A 22,278-nucleotide genomic window follows, 5' to 3' on the forward strand; every position below is an offset into this window, starting at 1 on the left:
AGGGGTTACCTCAGGGGCGCACCCGGCAGCAGCGTGCCCGGGTCGGCCGGGACGACGTCGACCGCCTCCGTCTTGGGGTTGCGGCGCTGGCGTCTGGCCACCCAGGTCGCCAGCCAGGACAGCAGCATGCACATCCCGATGTAGACGGGGGAGATGACCAGCACCACCGGGATGAAGGGCAGGTCGTAGTCCAGGTTCGAGGCGATCAGCTTCCCGGCGTGCAGGAACTCCTCGTACGTGATCAGGAAGCCGAGCGAGGTGTCCTTGAGGGCCACCACCAGCTGGCTGATGATCGCGGGGAGCATCGCCCGTACCGCCTGCGGCGCGAGCACGTGGACCATCACCTGCGTCTTGCGCATGCCAAGGGCGTACGCGGCTTCGCGCTGGCCCTTCTCCACCGCGTTGACGCCCGTACGGAAGACCTCGGCCAGGACCGAGCCGTTGTACAGGGTCAGCCCCGCCACCAGGGCGGGCAGGGGCTGCACCTTGAGGGCGACGAAGATGAAGAAGATCATCACGAGGACGGGCATGGCCCGGAAGAACTCCACGAACAAGGTGGCGAGCCAGCGCACCGGGCGGTGGACGGACAGTCTCCCGGTGGCGAGCACGGCGCCCAGGGCGAGGGAGAACACCGAGGCGTAGGCGAAGGCCTTGAGGGTGTTGCCGAGGCCGGTGAGCAGCAGGTCCTGGATGCCCTCGTACTCGAAGGGCCGCCACTTGGCCGCGGTGAACTGGTCGGTGTCGAAGAGCAGGTAGACGAGCCAGCCCAGCAGGGCCAGGACCAGCACGGTCGAGACGATCCCGTAGAGGAAGTGCCGGCGCCGGGCGAGCGGGCCGGGGATGTCGTAGAGGGCGGTGGACTGCGTGTCCCCGTGGAGCGCGTGCGCGGTCATCGGGCGACTCCCCAGCGTTTCTCCAGCACGTTGAACAGCGCGCTGATGGACAGGGTGATGATCAGGTAGCCGACGGCGATCCAGACGAACGTCCAGATGATGCTGTAGCCCATCTCGTTGAGGGGCTTGTAGGTGCCCAGCAGCTCGGTGACGCTGAACGCGCCGGCGATCGCGGAGTTCTTGGCGAGGGCGATCAGGGTGGAGCCGATCGGCGGGATGACGGAGCGGAAGGCCTGCGGCAGGACCACCGCGCCCAGGGTCTGGGTGAAGGACATGCCGAGGCTGCGGGCCGCCTCGCCCTGGCCCTTGGGGACGGTGTTGATGCCCGAGCGCAGTACCTCGCAGATGAAGGCGGAGGTGTAGCAGCCGAGCGCGAGGACGGCGAACAGCTGGAAGGGCAGGACCAGCCCGAAACGGGGCAGGCCCAGCAGGACGGCGAAGAACAGCAGGGTGAGCGGGGTGTTGCGCAGTACGTTCACCCACACCGCGCCGACGACGCGCAGGGAGCCGATGGGGGCGACGCGGAAGGATGCCATCACGAAGCCCAGGGCGAGGGCGAGGAGGGAGGCGTAGACGGTGAGTTCCAGGGTTCCGAGGAAACCCTTGGCGTAGAGGGAGAAGTTCTCGGTCAGTACGTCCATGGCGGTGCGCTCTCCCCTCAGCCCGCCGGGTAGCGGTCGATGGCGGGCGGTGTCGGGGCCGGCACGCCGGAGACGCCGAGCGTGGCCTCGTAGGCCTTCTTCCAGTTCCCGTTCTTCTCGTTCTGCGCGAGGGCGTCGTCCAGGGCGAAGCGCAGGGCGTTGTCGGAGCGCGGGACTCCGATGCCGTAGGGCTCCTCGGAGAAGGGTTTGCCGACGACCTTGAGCTCTTCGGGGACCTTGGCGGCGTAGCCCAGGAGGATCGAGTCGTCCGTGGAGACGGCGTCGACCTGGTAGGTGAGCAGGTTGTCGACGCACACGGAGTACGTGTCGTAGGCGACGAGCACCGCCTTGGGGTACTCGCGCTGGAGGCGCTGGTAGGGGGTGGAGCCGGCGGCGGAGCAGACCTTCTTCCCGGCGAGGTCGGCGGGGCCCTTGATGTCCTTCTCGTTCTTGCGGACGAGCAGCGACTGACCGGCCATGAAGTAGGGCCCGGCGAAGCCGACCTGCTTCTTGCGGTTGGCGTTGATGGTGTAGGTGCCGACGTAGAAGTCGATCTGGCCGTTCTGGAGGGCGGTCTCGCGGTTGGCGGAGGCGATGGTCTTGAACTCGATGGTCTTGGGGTCGAAGCCGAGGGCGGCCGACATCATCTTGGCGATCTCGACGTCGAAGCCGGAGTACCGGCCGCTTGAGGGGTCCTTCTCCCCGAGGTACGGCTGGTCCTCCTTGGCGCCGACGACGAGGTGGCCGCGGCGCTTGGCCCGCTCCCAGGTGGGGGAGTCGGGCAGCTGGAAGCCGGTGGCGACGTGGTACACGGGCAGGGCCTCCGGCGGCGGTCCCTTGACCGGGGGGCTGCCGGACCGGCCGCAGCCGGTGGCGGCGCCGAGCAGGGCGAGCAGGAGCAGGGCGAGCAAGCGTACGGGCGTGCGGGAGCCGATGCGTCGTTTCACGGGCCGTCCCCCTCAGTGCTTGAGGATCTTGGAGAGGAAGTCCCGGGCCCGGTCGCTCTCGGGTGCGGTGAAGAACGCCTCCGGGGTCCGGTCCTCGATGATCTTCCCGTCGGCCATGAACACGACGCGGTTGGCCGCGGAGCGGGCGAAGCCCATCTCGTGCGTCACCACGACCATAGTCATGCCCTCGGCGGCGAGTCGCCGCATGACCTCCAGCACCTCGTTGATCATCTCGGGGTCGAGGGCGGAGGTGGGCTCGTCGAAGAGCAGTGCCTGCGGGTTCATCGCGAGGGCGCGGGCGATCGCGACCCGCTGCTGCTGGCCCCCGGAGAGCTGAGCCGGGTACTTGTCTGCCTGGTCCGCCAGGCCCACCCGCTCCAGCAGTTCGCGGGAGCGCTTGTCGGCCTCCTCCTTCTTGCGCTTCCTGACCTTGGTCTGCGCGAGGGAGACGTTGGCGAGGACCGTCTTGTGGGCGAAGAGGTTGAATGACTGGAAGACCATGCCGACCTCGGCCCGCAGTCCGGCGAGCTCCTTGCCCTCGTCGGGCAGGGGGTGGCCGTCGAGGACGATCGAGCCCGATTCGATGGTCTCCAGCCGGTTGATGACCCGGCAGAGCGTCGACTTCCCGGAGCCGGAAGGGCCGATGACCACCACCACCTCCCCGCGGCCGACGGTGAGGTTGATGTCCTGGAGGACGTGCAGGTTCCCGTAGTACTTGTTGACGTCCCGCAGCTCGATCAACGGATCGACGGCCATACGCTGCCCTGCCCACTTGTCGGTGTCGAGGTCAGCGCAAACTATCCAGCCGCGGAAGGGCACTTCGCCTCGACACGCCTAAAGCCGACATAAAGGCCTCCGAGATCAGCCCTCCGAGGCCTCGGCGTAGGCCTGGGACAGTTCCGGCGATCCCGTCATGGCCCAGGACACGCCCGTCTCGATCACGTTCAGCTCCCGGCCGGAGGCGAGCCGGATCACGGGCTGGCCGTTCGGCCACACCTGCCAGCGGGCCCCCTCGGCGGCCCGGACGATCACGGTCCCGAGGTAGAAACCGGCGTCGTTCCCCAGCCAGGGCACGGCCTCCGGGTCCCGTCGCCACCGCGGCATCAGCTGGTCCAGCGCCTCCAACGACGCCGGGCTCCCGTCGAGTTCGAGCCCGGCGGACCTCGCCTGGGAGCGCAGCATCTCGCACTCCGCGAACAGCTCGGCGACGCCCTCGGGATCGTCCGCGAGGGCCGAGGCCAGTGCCGCGCCCTGTACCGCCCCGTGCCGGTTCCGCCAGTTGGCCAGGAAAGGGATGTTCATACCGACCAGCCTCGCACCGCCGTCCCCGCCTGGCCACAGGGCGCGCAGGACCGAGGTCGCGGCCGGCCGGGTCAGAGCTCCAGGTCGACGACGACGGGGGCGTGGTCGGAGGCGCCCTTGCCCTTGCGCTCCTCGCGGTCGACGTAGGCGTCCTTGACGGCCTTGGCGAAGGGTTCGTTGCCGTACACCAGGTCGATGCGCATGCCGCGGTTCTTGGGAAAGGCGAGCTGGCGGTAGTCCCAGTACGTGTACGGGCGGTCGTACTTGAGCGGGCGGGGCACGACATCGCTGAGCCCGGCGGCCCGCAGCGCCTCCAGGGCGGCGCGCTCGGCCGGGGTGACGTGCGTCATTCCGGCGAAGACGGCCGGGTCGAACACGTCCTCGTCGGTCGGCGCCACGTTGTAGTCGCCGAGCACCGCGAACGGGCGCGGGCCGGCCGCGTCTTCCGCGACGGCCGCGGCCAGGGCGCGGAACCAGTCCAGCTTGTAACCGTAGTGGTCGTGGGCCACCTCGCGGCCGTTCGGCACGTACACCGACCACACGCGCACGCCGTCACAGGTCGCGGAGATGGCGCGGGGCTCCTCGACGCCCTCGTACGCGGGGCCGTCGGGCAGGCCCACGACCACGTCCTCCAGGCCGACCCGGGAGATCACCGCGACGCCGTTCCACCGGCCGGTCGCGTTGACCACGGCCTCGTAGCCGAGCTCGCGCAGCTCGGCGTGCGGGAACTGCTCCGCTGAGCACTTGGTCTCCTGGACGCACAGGACGTCCGTGCCGGAGCTCTCCAGCCAGGCCAGCAGGCGCGGCAGCCGGGCGGTGATCGAGTTGACGTTGTACGTGGCGATACGCATGCCGACCAACCTACCGCTCGGCACCGACAGTCACAGGTCCCTGGCCTCCCCGGCGGTGAGCCGCCCGTGGTCGGTGCCGCCGAGGGCGCCCAGGACGTTGTCGTAGACGGGCCGGGCCAGGTCGGCGAGGTAGGCGTCGTGGATGTCGATGGCCCGGCGGGGCTTGACCTCGCGGAGGTAGTCGATCACTTCGGCGATCTTGTTCCAGGGCGCGTGCACCGGCAGCATCAGGGTGTCGACGGGGACCCCGGGCACGGTCAGCGCGTCCCCGGGGTGAAAGAGCGAACCGTCCACGAGGTAGCCGACATTGGTGATCCGGGACATGTCCGGGTGGATCTCGGCGTGCAGCTCGCCGTGCACCCGGACGTCGAAGCCCGCGGCTTCGAAGGCGTCCCCGTGGCCCACGGTGTGCACCCGGCCCGGGTAGGAGCCGGCCAGCTTCTCGGCGACGCTGCGCAGGGTCCACAGCGCGGCCCCCGGATTCGCGTCGAGCGCGGCGCGCAGCCGGCCCTCCTCGTAGTGGTCGGGGTGCTCGTGGGTGACCAGCAGGACGTCCGCCCCGAGCCCCGCGTCGGGTTCGCTGAAGGCGCCCGGGTCGATGACGAGAACGCGCCCGTCCTTCTCCAGCTGAACGCACGAGTGCAGGCGCTTGGTGAGTTTCATGATCCCAGGCTAGTGCTGTGACCGGAAAGGTTCACCGGGTCGCGACGCCCGGCACACCTTCCCGTTGCACCGGGGGCCTACGGGACGGCCGTGGAGACCACGTACACCCGGGGATGGGAGGGCTTGGTCAGGTCGACCGTGACGTCCCGGGTGGGGCGGGGGTCCTTGGCGTCGAGCGTGATCCCGTACCAGTCGTGCTGGGGGCTCCAGCTCCAGCCGGCGACCTTCGCGTCGTGCTCGGAGATGGACACGCCCGGCGTCAGCCTCTGCCTGCTGGTGCCGATGTCGGCGAGGAAGGTGTCGAGCTCCTGCGGGGTCAGCGCGAACTGGGTATAGAGCCGGCTGGTGTGCCAGTTGTTGGTCTCCAGGTACCCGACGAGGGAGGCCATCATCGGGATCGGGACCTCGTAGATGCTGCGCTGCACGGCGGACGGCCAGGCCGTGCGCACCTTGACCGCGCCGACCTTGGCGGCCTTGTCGCGGCCGCTCTCGCGGCTCTGCTGCGCGGAGACGGCGAGGTAGCCCGCGGGGACGCCGACGAGCAGCAGGATGATGATCGCGGTGATCCAGCGGCGCCGGACCACGTGCCTGCGGTCCTCGGCCGGGGACGCGGGCGCGCCGCCCTCGTCGGGGGCGGGGGCCTGGCGGGGCAGGAGGGGCGGTGGGTTCACGGCTGCCGGTCCTGCTCCTCGGGGCCTGTCGCACCGGGGACGTCGCGCAGGCCGAGGCGCGCGTAGCGCTCGTACCGCTCGACGCGCCGGCGCGTGGCCCGGCGGAAGCGGCGGGCGACGAGCCGGGCGAGGTCGGCGGCGCCGACCATGCCGGCCTCGGGGCCGAGCTGGGCCTTGGCGATCCTGGCTTCGGGGCGGTAGCCGCGGCCGGTGAGGTGGCGCCGGAACGCGTCCCGGGCGGGGCCGATCAGCAGGTCGTCGGCGGCGCTGACGCCGCCGCCGATGACGAAGCAGGACGGGTCGAGGGCGGCGGCGAGGTTGGCGATGCCGACGCCCAGCCACTGGCCGATGTCCTGGAGCAGCTCGACGCACATCGCGTCGCCCTCGCGGGCCAGCTCGGTGATGAGCGGCCCGGTGATCTCCGAGACGTTCCCGCCGACCTTCGCGATGATGTTGTACGCGACCGGCGAGTCGGCGGCGGCCAGCTCGCGCGCCTCGCGGACCAGGGCGTTGCCGGAGCTGTACTGCTCCCAGCAGCCGCGGTTGCCGCACGGGCAGCGGTGGCCCCCGGGCACGACCTGCATGTGGCCGAACTCGCCGGCCACCCCGTAGCGGCCGCGCTTGACCTGGCCGCCTTCGAGGATGGCGCCGCCGATGCCGGTACCCAGCGTGATCATGACCAGGTGGTCCTCGCCCCGGCCCGCGCCGAAGCGCCATTCGGCCCAGGCTGCCGTGTTGGCATCGTTGTCGACCATGACCGGCACCGCGAGGCGGGACTGGAGGGCGTCGCGCAGCGGCTCGTCGCGCCAGGCGAGGTGCGGGGCGAAGAGCACGCGGGAGCGGTCCGCGTCGACCCATCCGGCCGCGCCGATGCCCACGGCGTGCACGTCGTGCCGGTCGGAAAGGTCCAGCACCAGCTCGACGATGGTGTCCTCGACGACCTTGGGGCTCTTGGACTTGTCCGGGGTCTCGGTGCGGATCTTCTCCAGGATGACCCCGTCGGCGTCCACGACACCCGCCATCACCTTGGTGCCGCCGATGTCGATGCCGACGGTCGGGACGCGCGGGGCGGTCAGCAGCGACCGGCGCTCACGGGTCCCGACGGTCCGCAGGACGGTGCCCCGCGCCGACCCGCGGTGGGTGAGCGTGAAGTCCCGGTACGTGCTCATCGAGTCGTGTCGTCCCTCGGGGTGCGGGTGGTGCCGGACGGGCGGTCAGGACCTGATTCTGCCACCCGCTCCAGCTCGTGGCTCAGCTCGTCCAGCTCGGAGCCGCCCGCCATCTGCCGGGTGAGCTCGTCCAGCGTGATCGAGTCGCGGGTGTGACTGCCCGCCATGGCGCCCCGCTTGAGGAGCACGAAGCGGTCCCCGACGAGGTGGGCGTGGTGCGGGTTGTGGGTGATCAGGACCACCCCGAGACCCGCGTCACGGGCCGCGGCGACGTACTTGAGGACGACACCGGACTGCTTGACGCCGAGCGCCGCGGTGGGCTCGTCCAGGACCAGGACCTTCGCCCCGAAGTAGACGGCCCGGGCGATGGCCACGCACTGCCGCTCGCCGCCGGACAGGGTGCCGATCGGCTGGTCCACGTCCCGCAGGTCGATGCCCATCCGCAGCAGTTCCGCGCGGGTGGTCTCCCGCATGAGGTCCACGTCGAGGCGGCGCAAGGGCCCGCGGCCGCGGGTGGGCTCGGAGCCGAGGAAGAAGTTGCGCCACACCGGCATGAGCGGGACGACGGCGAGGTCCTGGTAGACGGTGGCGATGCCGTGGTCCAGGGCCGCGCGCGGGTTGGCGAGCACGGTCTCCTCGCCCTCGATCTCGAAGCTGCCGGAGTCGTGGCGGTGCAGACCGGCGATGATCTTGATCAGGGTGGACTTGCCGGCGCCGTTGTCGCCGAGGACACAGGTGATCTCGCCGGCCGAGACCTCCAGGGACACGCCCTGGAGGGCGCGGATGTTGCCGTAGTACTTGCTGACGTCGGTCAGCCGCACCAGGGCCGTCGCGTCCTTCACCGTCACGGCGCTCGTGTCGTTCACGGTCACTTCGCCTCCGCCCGCTTGCGGACCCATGCGTTGAGCAGCGTCGCGAGCAGGAGCATCGCGCCGAGGAAGAACTTGAACCAGTCCGGGTTCCACTGGGCGTAGACGATGCCGTTGCTGGTCATGCCGAAGATGAAGGCACCGACCGCCGAGCCGATGGCGGATCCGTAGCCGCCGGTCATCAGACAGCCGCCGATGACCGCCGCGATGATGTACAGGAACTCGTTGCCCACGCCCTCGCCCGACTGGACGACGTCGAAGGAGAACAGGATGTGCTGCCCGGAGATCCAGGCGCACAGGGCGACCCCCATGTAGAGGCCGATGCGCGTCTTGACGACCGGGACGCCGGTGGCGCGGGCCGCGTCGGCGCCGCCGCCCACCGCGAAGATCCAGTTGCCGGCGCGGGTGCGCAGCAGGATCCAGGTGGCCACCGCGACCAGGGCCAGCCACCACAGGATGGTGACCTTCAAGGTGACCGAGCCGACGTTCCACTGCGAGGCGAACAGGGCCCGGGCGGAGGTGAAGCCCTCCATGTCGGCGATGGTCTTGGTGGAGACCGAGCCGCTGATCAGCTTGGTGAAGCCGAGGTTCAGGCCGGTCAGCATCAGGAAGGTGCCCAGCGTGATGATGAAGCTGGGCAGCTTCGTCCGGGTCAGCATGAACCCGTTGAAGAAGCCGATGGCCAAGGTGATGAGCAGGGACACCAGGACGCCGACCCAGACGTTGGCGGTCATCTGGTAGCTGAACATCGAGCTGATCAGCGCCGAGGTGGTGACCATGACGCCGGCGGACAGGTCGAACTCGCCGCCGATCATCAGGAGCGCCACCGGGACCGCCATGATCCCGATGGTGGAGGCCGAGTACAGGATCGTGCTCAGGCTGGAGGCCCGCAGGAAGCTGTCCGCGGCGAAGGAGAAGAAGACGAAGACGGCGGCGGCGCCGACGACCGCGCCCAGCTCGGGGCGGCCGAGGAGGCGGCGCACCAGGGAGGTGGGCGCGAGCCGTTCGTCGGCCAGGGCCGGTGCGCTCATCGGGTGCCCCGCTTGATGTACTCCTCCAGCTTGGCCGCCTCGGCGCCGGTGACGATCTGCGGGCCGGTGAGCACCGGGCGTCCGCCGCCGAGCACGTCGGCGTTGTAGCGGCTGAGCCACAGCAGGTCGATGGCCTCGTACCCCTGGAGGTAGGGCTGCTGGTCGACGGCGAAGCCGAGGGCGCCGGATTTCAGGTCGCGGGCCACGGACTCGTTGAGGTCGAAGGTGTCCACCTCGGCCTTGCTCCCGGCCGCGTCCTTGGCCTTGATCGCGGTGGGGGCGAAGGGTGCGCCGAGGGTGACGATCGAGTCGACGGACGGGTCCGCCTGGAGCTTGGCCTGGACGGCCGCCTGTACGGAGGGCATGTTGGTGCCTTCCACGTACAGGTTCTCCATGGTTCCGCCGAAGGTCTTCTTGGCCCCCGCGCAGCGCTGCTCGTGGCCCACGTTGCCCTGCTCGTGCAGGACGCAGACGGCCTTCTTCCTGCCGCGCCTGGTCAGCTCGGCGCCGACGGCCTCGCCCGCGATCTGCTCGTCCTGGCCGATGTGGGTCAGGGCCCCGTACTCGGCGGACTGGGCGGAACCGGAGTTGACGGTCACCACCGGGATGCCGGCCTTGACGGCCTTGGCGATGACGTCCTTGAGGGCCTCGGGCTTGGCCAGGCTGACGATGATGCCGTCCGCCTTCTGGTCGATGGCGTTCTGGACGAACTGGGCCTGCTGCTGGGCCTGGTCGTCGTGGGCGTAGACGAAGTTGATGTTGTCCTTCGCCGCGGCCTCCTTGGCGCCCTTCTGGACGATGTCCCAGAAGGTGTCGCCGTCGCCCGCATGGGTGATCATCGCGAAGGTCCAGCGCGGGGTGTTCACGGCGGGCCGGCCCGCCTGTGCGGTCTTGGCCCGCTCCTCGGCGCGCTTGCCGCCCGTACTGCTGCAGCCCACGAGGGAGGCCCCCAGCACCGCCGCGAGCACGGCGCCCACGACGCGCACCCCTGTCCGAACCCTAGCCACGTCGCCGCGCCTTTCCCTTGTCGTGCGTCCCGTCGGGCATCTTTTCGCGCATCCCGTCGTGCATCTCGTCGCCGTCACAGCCGATCGTCGTCAAAGCGGTCCATTCCGGTTCCAGCCGCCCAGTATCCGCCACAGTGGACCATGGGAGCCCATCGGGGCACTCCCGGGCAGATTGACAGGCCTGCGGTACGGGGTCACGTTGAGTGCATGCGCATCGGGATCATCGGAACGGGCCGGATCGGCTCGTTCCACGCGGCGGCCCTGGCCCGCCACCCGGACGCCGGCTCGCTGCTGCTGGCCGACGCCGATCCCGGGCGGGCCGTGAGGCTGGCGGACCGGCTCGGGGCCACCGCCGCGCCGAGCGTGGACCAGGTCTTCACCTGGGGCGTGGACGCCCTGGTCGTGTCCTGCTCGACCGAAGGGCACGCCGAGCTCGTCGTACGGGCGGTGCGCGGCGGGCTGCCGGTGTTCTGCGAGAAGCCCGTCGCGCCGGGCCTGGAACGGACGCTGGACGTGCTGCGCGAGGTCGGCGCGGCGCGCGGAGTGCTCCAGCTGGGCTTCATGCGCCGGTTCGACGCGGGGTACGCCGCCGCGCGGGCGCTGGTGCGCTCCGGCGCGCTGGGGCGGCTGCACAGCGTACGGACGACCACGGCCGATCCGGCGCCGCCGCCGGCGGGCTACCTGGCGGCTTCCGGGGGGCTGTTCCGGGACTGCCTGGTGCACGACTTCGACATGGTGCGCTGGGTGACCGGCCGCGAGGTGGCCGAGGTGTACGCGGCCGGGTCCGACGAGGGGCTGCCGGCCTTCCGGGAGGCGGGCGACGTCCACACCGGCGCGGCCCTGCTCACCCTGGACGACGGGACGCTCGTCAGCAGCACCGGAACCCGCTGCAACGGGGCCGGCTACGACGTGCGCATGGAGCTGGCCGGGGAGCTGGACCAGGTGTCCACGGGGCTGGACGACCGCACGCCCATCGCCTCGACCGAGCCGCACGGGCCGCCCCCGGCGGGCAAACCGTGGACCGGCTTCCTGGAGCGGTTCGGTCCTGCCTACGAGGCGGAGCTGGCGGCCTTCGTACGGCTGGTGCGCGGCGAGGGCCCCAATCCGTGCGACGGGACGGAGGCTCTCGCCGCGTTCCGGATCGCGGAGGCGTGCGAGCGCTCGCGCCGGGAGCGGCGCCGGGTACAGCTGGATGAGCTCCCCGGTCTGTGACGGGCCGCCCCGTGGGGCGCGGGCCCGGGACCGGCCGGCCCGCGCCGGGGCGTGTGATCCGCCGGACATCCTCGGACGCCCGCCGCTACCAGCGCACCGGGTACCGCCGCACGCCGCGGACCATCGCGCCGGGGATCCACTCCAGGGGCCCGTCGGTGTCCTCGGCGAGGTCGGGGAACCGTTCCACGAGCGCCCGGATCGCCACCCGGCCCTCCAGCCGGGCCAGCGGGGCCCCGATGCAGTGGTGGATGCCGTGCCCGAAGGCGATGTGGCCGCCCCCCTTGGCGGGGCGGCGGATGTCGAAGCTGTCGGGCTCGGCGAAGCGGGCGGGGTCGCGGTCGGCCCCGGCGAGGGAGACGAGCACGGGCGAGCCGGCCTCGATGAGGACACCGCCGATCTCCAGGTCGGAGCGGGCGAAGCGGAAGGTGGCGGTCTCCACCGAGCCGTCGTAGCGCAGTATCTCCTCCACCGCCCCGTCGATGAGGCCGTCCGGGTCCGCCCGCAGGGCCGCGAGCTGCTCGGGGTGGGCGAGCAGCGCCCGCATGCCGTTGGTGATCAGGTGCACGGCGGTCTCGTTGCCGCCGAGCATCATCAGCAGGGCCATCGCGACCAGCTCCTGGCGGGTGAGCCGGTCCCCGCCCTCCTCGCGGCTCATCGTCCAAGCGCTGAGCAGGTCACCGCCGGGGTCGGCGCGCTTGGCGTCGGTCAGCTCGCTGACGTAGGCCGTCATGTCCCGCCAGGCCGCGCCCTCGGACTCCACCCCGGTCGGCGCGACGATCTCCGCGGTCCAGGCGCGGAAGGCGTCCTGGTCGCTCTCGGGGACGCCGAGGATCTCGCAGATCACGATCATCGGCAGGGGCTGCGCGAAGGCTTCTATGAGGTCCGCGCGGCGTTCGGTGCGGGCGGCCATCGCATCGAGGAGTCCGTCGACGATCCGCCGGATCCGGGGCCGGAGGGCCTCGATCCGGCCGGGGGCGAAGGAGGGGGCGACGAGTTTGCGCAGCCGGGTGTGGTGGGGCGGGTCCGAGCGCATCATGTTGGCGCTGGCCTCGGTCGTCTCGCGGTCGCTGTAGAGGCCGCTGCTCAGCCAGTTCTTGGACACCTCGGGGTGGGTGAGGGCCTGCCGGGCCTCCTCGTGGCCGACGATCAGCCAGACCTCCTGCCCGTCCGCCGCTTTGACGCGGTGCACCGGGCCGCTCTCGCGCAACCGCTTGTAGTGCGGATACGGGTTTTCGTCGAAGTCTTCGGCGATCGTACTGAGGTCCAGAATCGGCATGGGGTCACCCTAGACCGGCAGTTGACCATGGGTGGGGCGGCTTTTGGCCAATCGGTCAGCTTCCGGCTCGCCGGCCCCAGGCGGTGCCGGCGAGGACCAGCGCGGCGCCGGCGATACCGGCCGGGCCGGGGCGGTCCCCGCCGAGGGCGATCCCGGCGGCGGCCGCCCACAGGGGCTCGGTACCGAGCAGCAGGCTGACACGGGAGGGCGAGGTGGCGCGTACGGCCCACATCTGCACGAAGAAGGCGAAGAGGGTGCACAGCACGGACAGGAAGGCGAGTCCCGCCCACTCGGCGGGCCCGAACCCGGCGGCGGCCCGCCACGGACTCGCGCCGGTGCCCGGCAGCGCGGCGAGTACGGCGAACACCGCCACGGCGCTCGTCAGCTGGACGGTGGTCAGGGACAGCGGGTCGGCATCCTGGACGGCCTTCATCCGGGCCATCAGCAGCACGTGCGCGGTCCGCGCGAGGGCGGCCGCGAATATGAGCAGGTCGCCGGCGCCGGGGGCGGTGAACCCGGCGCCCTGCGTCAGCAGCACCACCCCGGCGACGGACAGGGCCGCGGCGCCGAGGAAGCCGCGCGAGGGCCGGACCCGGCGCACGGCGGCCTCGGCGAGCGGGGTGAACACCATGGTCAGGCTGATGATCAGCCCGGCGTTGGTGGCGGAGGTGTGGACGACCCCGTAGGTCTCCAGCAGGAAGATCCCGCCCAGCACGAGCCCCAGGACGCCCGCACCGCCCAGTTGGGCCCCGGTCAGCGCCCGCAGCCGCCGCCACCCGGCGAGGGCGAGGACCGGCGCCACGAGCGCGAAACGCAGTACGAGCACGGCGACCACGGTGTGCGGGGCGGTGATCTGCTTGGCGGCGAGGTAGCTGCCGCCCCAGACGACGGCCACGAGCAGCACCGGCAGATCGGTGGGCCAGGCCCTGCGGGGCGCGGTGGCGGGAACGGCGGCGGCGAGTGCGGACACGGGGTCTCCAACGGCGGGAAGCGGGTGGAGACTTCGGCGGCTCCCACGGAACGGGGCCCACCGTAGCGGAGCGGATCACGCCGGGACGAAGCGATTCGGCCGGGCGAAGCGATTCGGCGGGGCCGCCGGCCGCGGGTCCGCCGGCCGCTCCCGGTCAGACCGCGAACGTGCCGAAGGCGGCGCGGCCGGTCGGACGGTAACTGTTGATGACGACCCCCTTGGGGGTAGCGCGGTGGCCGGTCAGTTCGCAGGCCGTGGGGAGGCTGCCCGTGGGGAACAGCCGGCGGCCCGCGCCGAGGAACACCGGGAACACCATCAGGTGCAGCTCGTCCACCAGGTCCCGGGCGAGCAGCCACTGCGCGAGCTGTCCGCTGCCGTGGACCTGGAGTTCTCCGTCCAGCTTGTCCTTGAGCCGTACGACCTCCGCCTGGAGGTGTTCGCCGTCGATGACCGTGGTGTTCTCCCACTGCGGTTCGCGCAGCGTGGTGGAGGCGACGTACTTCGGCAGGCGGTTGAGCCGGCTCGCGACGGGGTTCGCGGGGTCGTCGTGGTTCGGCCAGTAGCCGGCGAAGATCTCGTAGGTGCGGCGTCCGAGGAGGAACGCCTCGACCCGGCCGAAGTTCTCCGTGATGAACTCGCCCATGACCTCGTCGTCGAAGGGCACGACCCAGCCGCCGTAGCGGAAGCCGTCGCCGGGGTCCTCCTCGGGCCCTCCGGGCGCCTGCATCACGCCGTCGAGGGTGAGGAAGGTGGTGAGGGTCAGCTTGCCCATGGTTGCGCGCTCCTTGTTCCGTCCGGTCGGCTCTTCACGGTTCAGACTCCCGGGCCGCCGGAAACTCATCGCCGCGGCGCGCGGGGAAGACGGCGCGGAGCACGCGGAGGAAGGCCGTGGCGGCGGGGCCGGCCGGACCGCCCGTCCGCCGGGCGGCGGCGGAACCCGGCCTGCGCGCGGGCACGCTCCAGGACGCCGCGAAGTCCCGTTCCCCGTGGCGGGCTGATCGGCGGCCGGTCGCGGACTCCGGCCGGCGCGATGCCCTCGCCGCCGCCGAGCGTGGACACGGGGTGGTCCGGGGCGACGGCGGCCACCACGGGGTCGTCGATCATGCTCCGCAGGGAGGTCCCCGGCGCCCGGGGACCGCTTGCGGATCCTCTTTCGCTACCGGGACGCCGCTGTCGGGCGCCGCGCAGGGCCGGCTCCTTCCGGCGTGCGGCCGGCGGCTGCCCGCGGGGCACCGGCACGGCGAACGGCTCGGTCGCTTCGTCGCCGGGGGGGCCGGGAAGGGGCGCGCCCCGGGGGTGTCGGCCCCCGGGGCGTTCTTCGGTGCGTCAGGAGGGGCCGGTCAGCCGCCGAGCTCCTGGTGGCGGGCGGCGTGGGCGGCCGCGCCGGCCTCCGTCAGGGAGCCGAACAGGCGCAGGCGGGAGAAACCGCCGTCCGGGAAGATGTCGATCCGCACGTGCGTGCCGACCGCAGGCGTGTCCAGCACGAAGCGGTGGTTGGTGTCGGGCTGGAGGCGGGTGCGCGGCAGGAACTCCGTCCACTCGCCCTCCTCGCCGGACTTGACGGACAGCGACGCCCAGCCGGCCGAGTTGCCCTTGAGGTAGGCGGTGTCGATCTCGACGGCGCGGATCTCGGAGTCCGCGACCAGCTGGTAGCGGATCCAGTCGTTGCCGTTGTCCCGGCGGCGGGCGGTCTCCCAGCCGTCGTCCATCTTGCGGGAGCGGCCCGGGTTGATGGTGTTGGTCGGCGGGGAGTAGAAGCGGTTGGACGCGTCCTCCACCGAGCCGCCGTTCTCCAGGGCGACGACGTCGAACGTGCCGAGAGCGGCGAGCCACTTGGGGTCCGGGCGGACCTCTCCGTAGACGCGCAGCCGGGCGACGCCGCCGTCCGGGTGCTGGTTCAGGCGCAGGTGCGTGAAGCGCTGCTCGACGTCGATCTCGAAGCCGTTGGCCGCGTGGCCGCCGACGGGGGTGCGCTCGACGAGGGTCGTCCACTTGACGTCGTCGGAGAGCAGTTCCTCCGCGGTCGGGGAGCCCTCGACCGCGGTGCCCTGTACGGAGACGGCCTGCGGCATGTTGCCGCGGAAGTGGGCGGTGTCGACGACGATGCCGCGGATGACGCCGGGGGCTCCGAGGCGGATCAGGGCGTAGTCGTGGTCCTCGGCGGTGGGCCAGGGCTGCTCGGCGGAGACGCCGCGGCGGCGGCGGGTCTCCCAGCCGTCCATGACCTTGCCCTTGTGCCCGAAGTGCTCGGGGTCGAAGTGCGCGGGCTCCTCGATGAGCAGGTTCTCGCGCTCGGCGAAGAACTCGTCGTTGGCGGCGATGACACCGGCGCCGAGCGCACGCGCGGCGAGGTTCGCGTACTGGGTGAACGGGAAGTCCGCGGTGCGGTAGTCCGCGTACGGGTCGCCGCCTCCGTACGGGTTCGCGTTGCCGGTGAAGGTGGCCAATCCAGTTGAACGCTGTGCCACTTGTCAGTTCTGCCTTTCGAGGAGTCGGCCCGTGGGCTCGGTCGGGGTGCCGTGGTCGGCGATCTGCGTGCCGCGCAGCCAGGTGGACTTCACGACGCCGTGCAGGGTCTTGCCCGCGTACGCCGTGACCTGGTTGCGGTGGTGCAGGTGGGCCGGGTCCACGGTGAAGGTCTCTTCGGGGGCCAGGACGGCGAAGTCGGCGTCGCGGCCGGCCTCGATGGCGCCCTTGGCGGCCAGTTCTGCCAGGGCGGCCGGCGCGGTGGACATCCAGCGCGCGACATCTTCCAGGGTGTGGCCGCGCTTCCTCGCCTCGGTCCAGATCGCGGGCAGGCCCAGCTGGAGGGAGGAGATGCCGCCCCAGGCGGTGGCGAAGTCGCCGGTCTTGAGGTCCGCGGTGGAGGGGGAGTGGTCGGAGACGATGCAGTCGATGGTGCCGTCGGCGAGCGCGTCCCACAGGAGGTCCTGGTTGGCGGCCTCGCGGATGGGCGGGCAGCACTTGAACTCGCTGGCGCCGTCGGGCACTTCCTCGGCGGTCAGGGTGAGGTAGTGCGGGCAGGACTCGACGCTCACCCGTACGCCCTCGGCCTTGGCGGCGGCGATCAGCGGCAGCGCGTCGGAGGAGGACAGGTGCAGGACGTGGACGCGCGCGTTCAGCCGGCGCGCCTGGGCGATGAGGTTCTCGATCGCGGTGTTCTCCGCGTCGCGCGGCCGGGAGGCGAGGAAGTCCGCGTACTTGGGGCCGGGCGTCTGGGGCGCGGATTCCAGGTGGTGCGGGTCCTCGGCGTGCACGATCATCAGGCCGCCGAAGCCGCTGATCTCGGCGAGGGAGGTGGCCAGCTGTTCCTGGTCGAGTTCGGGGAACTCCTCCACACCGGAGGGTGACAGGAAGCACTTGAAGCCGTAGACGCCGGCGTCGTGCAGGGGGCGCAGGTCCTTGACGTTGTCGGGCAGCGCGCCGCCCCAGAAACCGACGTCGACGTGTGCCTTGCTGCGGGCCACGTCCTGCTTGACGCGCAGGTTCTCGACCGTGGTGGTCGGCGGAAGGGAGTTCAGCGGCATGTCGACGATCGTGGTGATGCCTCCGGCCGCGGCGGCGCGGGTGGCCGTCCAGAAGCCCTCCCACTCGGTGCGGCCCGGGTCGTTCACGTGGACGTGGGTGTCCACCAGGCCGGGGAGCAGGACGTCGTCACCGAAGTCCTCCAGCCGGGCCCCGGCGGGCACTTCGGCCTCGTGCGGCAGTACGGCGACGATCTTCCCCGCGGCGACGGCTACCGAAGCGGCGCGCGTCCCCTCGGGGGTGATGACGCGAGTCGAGCGCAGTACCAGTTCCACGTCGTCGGACACGCCGGAACCTCCCCATCTACTTCCACAGAGCGAAATTCAACGTTCTGTTGACGGAGTCTTCACCGCGATCCAGAGCCAGTCAAGAGCCTCCGGACGGACCACTGACACCCTTGCACCCCTCTTGGACGTTTCCACGAGATGGAATTAAGATTTCACTATCCAGAATGTAGCTATCACCATCGAGGGGCGACCGGTACCTTCGCAACCACGTCCGCCTCCCGGACAAACCGCCTCTGACCGGCGGGGAAGGCGTTGCCCGGCTCTAGGGCCGACGCCGACCGCCCGGTAGGCTGCTTCCTTGCCTGCCAGCACCGAAAGGACCGCGCCCGTGCCGACGTCCAGCGCCAGCACCACCGACGCTTCCGCCAAGCCCACCGCCGGCGGCGGTGGCGTCCAGTCCCTGGAGCGCGCCTTCGACCTGCTCGAACGCATGGCCGACGCGGGGGGCGAAGTCGGCCTCAGTGAGCTCTCGGCCGCCAGCGGTCTGCCGCTGCCGACGATCCACCGTCTCATGCGGACCCTCGTGGCGTGCGGGTACGTCCGCCAGCAGCCCAACCGGCGCTACTCCCTCGGCCCCCGCCTGATCCGCCTCGGCGAGTCGGCCGCCCGGCTGCTCGGCACCTGGGCCCGCCCCTACCTCGCCCGCCTCGTGGAGGAGACCGGGGAGACGGCGAACATGGCCCTGCTCGACGGCGACGAGATCGTCTACGTCGCGCAGGTTCCGTCCAAACACTCCATGCGCATGTTCACGGAGGTCGGCCGCCGGGTGCTGCCGCACTCCACCGGGGTCGGCAAGGCGCTTCTCGCGTACACCCCCGCCGACGAGGTGCGGGCCCTGCTGGCACGCACCGGGATGCCGGCCGCGACCGAGAAGACCATCACCACGCCCGAGGGTTTCCTCGACGCCCTGGAGCAGGTCCGCAAGGTCGGCTACGCCGTCGACGACAACGAGCAGGAGATAGGAGTCCGCTGCCTGGCGGTGTCGGTGCCCAATTCGCCGACGGCCGCGGCGATCTCCATCTCGGGCCCGGCGGGCCGGGTGACGGAAGCCCTGACCGAGTCGATCGTGCCGATCCTCCAGGGCGTCGCCGCCGAGCTGTCGGTGGCCCTCCAGAGCCAGAGCCCCGCGTAGGGCGCCTGCGGGGTCCGTACGCCCGGGAGCCCCGGCGCCGCCCGCGAGGGAGGGTGCCGGGGCTCTCGCGCGGTCAGCGGGCCGGGAGCGTCTGCGTGAGGCGGCCGTCGGCCATCCGCGCCGTGCGGTCCACCCGCTCCAGGTGGGCGGGGTCGTGGGTGACCAGCACGGTGGCCGTGGACCGCTCGCGGGTCAGGGTGACCAGGAGGTCGAGCACGGCCGCGCCGCGCTCGAGGTCCAGCGCGCTGGTGGGCTCGTCGACCAGCAGCACGGCGGGCTCGTTCATCAGGGCACGCGCGATGTTGACCCGCTGACGCTGGCCCCCGGACAGCTGGTGCGGACGCTTGCCGGCCTTGTCGGCCAGGCCCACCGCGTCCAGCAGCTCCAGCGCGCGCCCGCGGATCCGCCGGGCCGGGCGGCCGGCGAGGTGGGCCATCACCTGGAGCTGTTCGACGGCGGTCAGGGACGCCGGCAGATTGGGCTGCTGGAAGACGATCCCGATCTCCTCGCGGCGCAGCGCCGCCTTCTGCGCCGCGGTGAGGCCGGCGGTGTCCCGGCCCGCGACGACCACCCGCCCCGAGTCCGGGGTGACGAGGGTGGCGGCGACGGCGAGCAGGCTGGACTTGCCGGATCCGGAGGGCCCGATCACGGCCGTCAGGGTGCCGCCGGGCACCTCCAGGCGGACGCGGTCCAGCGCGGTGAGCCGGCCGTCGCCGTCGGGGTAGGTGAGGGTGACGTCGTGGACGAGCAGGGTCATCGGGCGCTCCCCAGGGCGGTCAGCGGGTCGACGGCGGTGATCCGCCTGATGGACAGGGCCGCGCCCAGGGCGCCGAGTGCGATCATCACGGCGGCGGGGACGAGGACGGTGGCCGCGTCGAGTACGAACGGCACCTCGCCGCCGCTGATCAGTACGCCGACCCCGGCCGCGAGCGCCGTGCCGAGCCCGGTACCGGCGGCCAGCATGACGACGGCCTGCCCCAGGGCGTCGCGCAGCAGGTACCCGGTGGAGGCTCCCAGCGCTTTCAGCACCGCGATGTCGCCGCTGCGCTGAATGGTCCACACCGTGAAGAAGGCCCCTATGACGAGCGCCGAGATGGCGAAGAGGAAGCCGCGCATCAGCTGGAGCGAGCCGTTCTCGGAGGTGTAGGAGCCGATGGCGCCCAGTGCGCCGTCGATCGTCTCGGTCCTGGTGCCGGCCGCCCGGTCACCGGCGGCGAGGCCGGCGCCCGGGGCGTCCAGGGCGACGACGGTGGCAACGGTGCCCGCGCCCCCGCCCGGGTTCCCGACGCGTTGCCAGTCGCCCAGGTCCATCCACACCACGGGGGTGTGGCTGAACGCGGCGGCACCGCACACGGCGGCCACGGTCAGGTCGAGCGGGCCGGCCCTCAGCCGGGCTCCGGCGCTCAGCCCGCCGAGTTCCCGCGCGGCCTTCTCGGTGAGGACCACCCGGCCCGGGCCGAGACGGCAACCGCGGGGTGCGAGCCGGCCGGCCGGGTCGACACCGAACACCGAGACGGCGGCGGTGCGCTCACCGGCGGCGGCGTTGACGGTGCGGATCGCGAGCGGGTCCGCCGAGCGGACCCCGGGCCGCGTGCGCCAGGTGCGCCAGGCGCTCTCCGGCAGCTGCGAGCTGGTGAAGGACACCTTCTGGCCGGCGGCGGGCGCGGCGAAGGACAGGTGGGTTGCGGGCAGTGCGGTGACGGCCGAGACGTTCTCCCGGGCCAGTCCGGACGTGAGCCCGGACAACAGGCCGACCAGCAGCGTGATCAGCAGGACGACCGCACCCATCAGGGCGAAGCGTCCCTTGGCGAACCGTAGGTCTCTCCAGGCGACGAACATGATCCCCAGCTTGGTGCGGGCACCGGGCGCGGGGCATCGAGCCGCAGTGCGGTTCCCGGTATCGAAGGACTGGGCCCGGGATCAAACTTTCGGTTGACCGGAGCCCGCCGGGCCGCGCTTACGCTGGTCAGGCCATGTCTGCTCCCCGCTCCCCCGCCTCCCGCCCCCTGACCCCCGTCTCCCGCGTACTGCGGCTGTGCCTGCACGCGCTGTTCGCCGGGCTGCTCGCGCTGGCCGCCGGGCGGGCCGTCACGGACGGCGCCCCCCGCGCCGGGTGGGTGGTGGCCGTCTGCGCGCTGCTCGTCGCGCTCTACATGGGCGGGGTGCTGACCCCCGCGGTGCACCGGTCGCCCCGGGCCGGGGCCGCGTGGCTGGCCGCGCTGGGCTCCGCGTGGGCGGCACTGCTCGTGGTCTCCCCGGACGGGCTGTGGCTCGCCTTCCCCCTGTACTTCCTCGAACTGCACCTGCTGCGGCTGCGCTGGGGTATCGCCGCCGTCGCGGTGACGGCCTGCGCGGCCATCGGCGGTTTCCTCGGGCACAGCGGCCCGGCGGACGGCATCGTGGTGACGCCCGGGGCGTTCCTGGGGCCGTTGCTCGGCGGCGCCGTGGCGGTGGCCACCGTACTGGGCTACCAGGCGCTGTACCGCGAGAGCGAGCGCCGGCGGCAGCTGATCGAGGAGCTCATCGCGACGCGGGCCGAACTGGCCGCCGCCGAGCGGAGCGCGGGGATCCTCGCCGAGCGGGAGCGGCTCGCGCGGGAGATCCACGACACCCTGGCGCAGGGGCTGTCGTCCATCCAACTGCTGCTGCGGGCGGCGGAGCGCTCGCTCCCGCAGGACGCGGCGGTGCGCCCGGCGGTACACGCGGTGGCGCTGGAGCACATCGGCCGGGCCCGCGAAGCCGCCCAGGACAACCTCGCCGAGGCACGCCGGTTCGTGCGCGCCCTGACACCGCCCGATCTGGAACACGGGTCGCTCGCCGCCGCGCTGGAGCGGCTGTGCTCGGCCGCTCCCGGGCCGCGGGTGCGGTTCTCGCTGAGCGGCACGCCCCGGGCACTGCCCACCCCGTACGAGGTGGCGCTGCTGCGGATCGCCCAGTCGGCGCTGGCCAATGTGGTGCGGCACGCGCGGGCCGGGCGCGCCGAGATCACCCTCACCTTCATGGACGCCTCGGTCACGCTGGACGTCGTCGACGACGGCCACGGCTTCGACGTCTGCTCCGCGCCTTCGGGCGAGGGCGGGTTCGGCCTGCCCGCGATGCGCTCGCGCGCCGAGACGCTGGGCGGGCTGTTCACGGTGGAGTCCGCCCCCGGCCAGGGCACCGCCGTGGCCGTCACCCTGCCCCTGCCCCTGGAGGCGCTCTGATGACGATCCGGCTGCTGCTCGCCGACGACCACCCGGTGGTGCGGGCCGGGCTGCGGGCCGTACTGGAGGCCGAGCCGGACTTCTCGGTGGCGGCCGAGGCGGCGACGGCGGAGCGGGCGGTGGAGCTGGCCGCCTCGGCGGGGGTGGACGTGGTGCTGATGGACCTCCAGTTCGGGTCCGGCATGCACGGCTCGGCGGCGACGGCCCTGATCACGGCCCGCCCGACGGCCCCGCGGGTGCTGGTGCTGACCACGTACGACACGGACGCGGACATCCTGGCGGCGGTGGAGGCGGGCGCCTCGGGCTACCTGCTCAAAGACGCCCCGCCGGAGGAGTTGGCGGCGGCCGTGCGTACGGCGGCGGCCGGCCAGTCGGCGCTGGCCCCGGCGGTGGCGCTGCGGCTGATGGACCGTATGCGGACGCCCGCGCAGGCCCTGACCAAGCGGGAGCTGGAGGTGCTCCAGCTGGTCGCGGACGGGCTGTCGAACCAGCAGATCTCCAAGAAGCTCTTCCTCAGCCAGGCCACGGTCAAGTCCCACCTCGTCCACGTCTACGCGAAGCTCGGTGTCGACTCCCGCACGGCGGCCGTGGCCGCGGCCGCCGGGCGCCGCCTGATCCGCACCCGCTAG

Annotated in this window: 23 protein-coding genes; 4 read left to right on the forward strand and 19 right to left on the reverse strand. The window is 72.1% G+C overall.

Translation table 11 applies throughout. The annotated features are described in order from the left end of the window. Nucleotides 1-5 precede the first annotated feature (5 nt). From IE207_RS24865 to IE207_RS24920, 12 genes are all read right to left on the reverse strand, one after another. Nucleotides 6-893 carry an amino acid ABC transporter permease gene (locus tag IE207_RS24865; RefSeq protein ID WP_190186520.1) on the reverse strand — a complete coding sequence of 296 codons (888 nt, stop codon included), beginning with the start codon at nucleotides 891-893 and terminating at the stop codon, nucleotides 6-8. Continuing rightward, the gene (locus IE207_RS24870) at nucleotides 890-1,534 is read right to left on the reverse strand and encodes an amino acid ABC transporter permease (RefSeq protein WP_190186521.1); all 645 of its coding nucleotides are present in this window, start codon (nucleotides 1,532-1,534) and stop codon (nucleotides 890-892) included. The genes IE207_RS24865 and IE207_RS24870 overlap by 4 nt, the downstream gene beginning before the upstream one ends. A 17-nt stretch (nucleotides 1,535-1,551) precedes the next feature. Next, the gene (locus tag IE207_RS24875; protein WP_229873949.1) at nucleotides 1,552-2,481 is read right to left on the reverse strand and encodes a glutamate ABC transporter substrate-binding protein; all 930 of its coding nucleotides are present in this window, start codon (nucleotides 2,479-2,481) and stop codon (nucleotides 1,552-1,554) included. A gap of 12 nt (nucleotides 2,482-2,493) precedes the next feature. After that, on the reverse strand, nucleotides 2,494-3,237 hold the full coding sequence (locus tag IE207_RS24880; protein WP_190186522.1) for an amino acid ABC transporter ATP-binding protein: 744 nt from the start codon (nucleotides 3,235-3,237) through the stop codon (nucleotides 2,494-2,496). Between the two features lie 105 nt (nucleotides 3,238-3,342). Then, nucleotides 3,343-3,783 carry a DUF6278 family protein gene (locus IE207_RS24885; protein ID WP_190186523.1) on the reverse strand — a complete coding sequence of 147 codons (441 nt, stop codon included), beginning with the start codon at nucleotides 3,781-3,783 and terminating at the stop codon, nucleotides 3,343-3,345. Nucleotides 3,784-3,854: 71 nt separating this feature from the next. After that, the gene (locus tag IE207_RS24890; protein ID WP_190186524.1) at nucleotides 3,855-4,634 is read right to left on the reverse strand and encodes an exodeoxyribonuclease III; all 780 of its coding nucleotides are present in this window, start codon (nucleotides 4,632-4,634) and stop codon (nucleotides 3,855-3,857) included. Nucleotides 4,635-4,664: 30 nt separating this feature from the next. Continuing rightward, nucleotides 4,665-5,297: an MBL fold metallo-hydrolase gene (locus tag IE207_RS24895; RefSeq protein ID WP_190186525.1), complete on the reverse strand. Its 633-nt coding sequence runs from the start codon at nucleotides 5,295-5,297 to the stop codon at nucleotides 4,665-4,667. Between the two features lie 77 nt (nucleotides 5,298-5,374). After that, nucleotides 5,375-5,968: a hypothetical protein gene (locus tag IE207_RS24900; protein ID WP_229873950.1), complete on the reverse strand. Its 594-nt coding sequence runs from the start codon at nucleotides 5,966-5,968 to the stop codon at nucleotides 5,375-5,377. Next, nucleotides 5,965-7,137: an ROK family glucokinase gene (locus IE207_RS24905; protein WP_190186526.1), complete on the reverse strand. Its 1,173-nt coding sequence runs from the start codon at nucleotides 7,135-7,137 to the stop codon at nucleotides 5,965-5,967. The genes IE207_RS24900 and IE207_RS24905 overlap by 4 nt, the downstream gene beginning before the upstream one ends. Next, on the reverse strand, nucleotides 7,134-8,036 hold the full coding sequence (locus IE207_RS24910; RefSeq protein WP_229873951.1) for an ATP-binding cassette domain-containing protein: 903 nt from the start codon (nucleotides 8,034-8,036) through the stop codon (nucleotides 7,134-7,136). The genes IE207_RS24905 and IE207_RS24910 overlap by 4 nt, the downstream gene beginning before the upstream one ends. Further along, on the reverse strand, nucleotides 8,006-9,037 hold the full coding sequence (locus tag IE207_RS24915; RefSeq protein WP_190186527.1) for an ABC transporter permease: 1,032 nt from the start codon (nucleotides 9,035-9,037) through the stop codon (nucleotides 8,006-8,008). The genes IE207_RS24910 and IE207_RS24915 overlap by 31 nt, the downstream gene beginning before the upstream one ends. Beyond that, nucleotides 9,034-10,044, reverse strand: coding sequence for a sugar ABC transporter substrate-binding protein (locus tag IE207_RS24920; RefSeq protein ID WP_190186528.1), 1,011 nt, complete (start codon nucleotides 10,042-10,044; stop codon nucleotides 9,034-9,036). The genes IE207_RS24915 and IE207_RS24920 overlap by 4 nt, the downstream gene beginning before the upstream one ends. A gap of 207 nt (nucleotides 10,045-10,251) precedes the next feature. Between IE207_RS24920 and IE207_RS24925 the strand changes: the two genes are divergently transcribed. Continuing rightward, nucleotides 10,252-11,256 carry a Gfo/Idh/MocA family protein gene (locus tag IE207_RS24925; protein ID WP_190186529.1) on the forward strand — a complete coding sequence of 335 codons (1,005 nt, stop codon included), beginning with the start codon at nucleotides 10,252-10,254 and terminating at the stop codon, nucleotides 11,254-11,256. Between the two features lie 85 nt (nucleotides 11,257-11,341). Here IE207_RS24925 and IE207_RS24930 read toward each other — a convergent pair whose 3' ends face one another. The 5 genes from IE207_RS24930 to allB form a co-directional block, all read right to left on the reverse strand. Then, on the reverse strand, nucleotides 11,342-12,532 hold the full coding sequence (locus IE207_RS24930) for a cytochrome P450 family protein (RefSeq protein WP_190186530.1): 1,191 nt from the start codon (nucleotides 12,530-12,532) through the stop codon (nucleotides 11,342-11,344). A 55-nt stretch (nucleotides 12,533-12,587) separates the two neighbouring features. Then, entirely contained in the window at nucleotides 12,588-13,502 is a 915-nt protein-coding gene (locus IE207_RS24935; protein ID WP_190186531.1) for a DMT family transporter, read from the reverse strand. A 154-nt stretch (nucleotides 13,503-13,656) separates the two neighbouring features. Beyond that, entirely contained in the window at nucleotides 13,657-14,274 is a 618-nt protein-coding gene (locus IE207_RS24940; protein WP_190186532.1) for a dihydrofolate reductase family protein, read from the reverse strand. Nucleotides 14,275-14,842: 568 nt separating this feature from the next. After that, the gene (alc, locus tag IE207_RS24945; protein WP_190186533.1) at nucleotides 14,843-15,970 is read right to left on the reverse strand and encodes an allantoicase; all 1,128 of its coding nucleotides are present in this window, start codon (nucleotides 15,968-15,970) and stop codon (nucleotides 14,843-14,845) included. Nucleotides 15,971-15,973: 3 nt separating this feature from the next. Further along, complete coding sequence (gene allB, locus IE207_RS24950; RefSeq protein ID WP_190186534.1) at nucleotides 15,974-17,314, reverse strand: allantoinase AllB; 1,341 nt, start codon at nucleotides 17,312-17,314, stop codon at nucleotides 15,974-15,976. A 328-nt stretch (nucleotides 17,315-17,642) separates the two neighbouring features. Here allB and IE207_RS24955 point away from each other — a divergent pair, with 328 nt between their 5' ends. Further along, nucleotides 17,643-18,446, forward strand: coding sequence for an IclR family transcriptional regulator (locus IE207_RS24955; RefSeq protein WP_190186535.1), 804 nt, complete (start codon nucleotides 17,643-17,645; stop codon nucleotides 18,444-18,446). A 73-nt stretch (nucleotides 18,447-18,519) separates the two neighbouring features. Here the strand turns inward: IE207_RS24955 and IE207_RS24960 are convergent, their stop codons facing one another. Next, on the reverse strand, nucleotides 18,520-19,203 hold the full coding sequence (locus IE207_RS24960; protein ID WP_190186536.1) for an ABC transporter ATP-binding protein: 684 nt from the start codon (nucleotides 19,201-19,203) through the stop codon (nucleotides 18,520-18,522). Beyond that, on the reverse strand, nucleotides 19,200-20,285 hold the full coding sequence (locus tag IE207_RS24965; protein WP_190186537.1) for an ABC transporter permease: 1,086 nt from the start codon (nucleotides 20,283-20,285) through the stop codon (nucleotides 19,200-19,202). Before IE207_RS24965 ends, IE207_RS24960 begins: the two co-directional genes overlap by 4 nt. Before the next feature lie 134 nt (nucleotides 20,286-20,419). Here IE207_RS24965 and IE207_RS24970 point away from each other — a divergent pair, with 134 nt between their 5' ends. Next, complete coding sequence (locus tag IE207_RS24970) at nucleotides 20,420-21,649, forward strand: sensor histidine kinase (protein WP_190186538.1); 1,230 nt, start codon at nucleotides 20,420-20,422, stop codon at nucleotides 21,647-21,649. Then, nucleotides 21,649-22,278, forward strand: coding sequence for a response regulator (locus tag IE207_RS24975; RefSeq protein WP_190186539.1), 630 nt, complete (start codon nucleotides 21,649-21,651; stop codon nucleotides 22,276-22,278). The genes IE207_RS24970 and IE207_RS24975 overlap by 1 nt, the downstream gene beginning before the upstream one ends.

The sequence above is a fragment of the Streptomyces cirratus genome, assembly GCF_014650775.1.
In the GTDB taxonomy this organism is placed as follows: domain Bacteria; phylum Actinomycetota; class Actinomycetes; order Streptomycetales; family Streptomycetaceae; genus Streptomyces; species Streptomyces cirratus.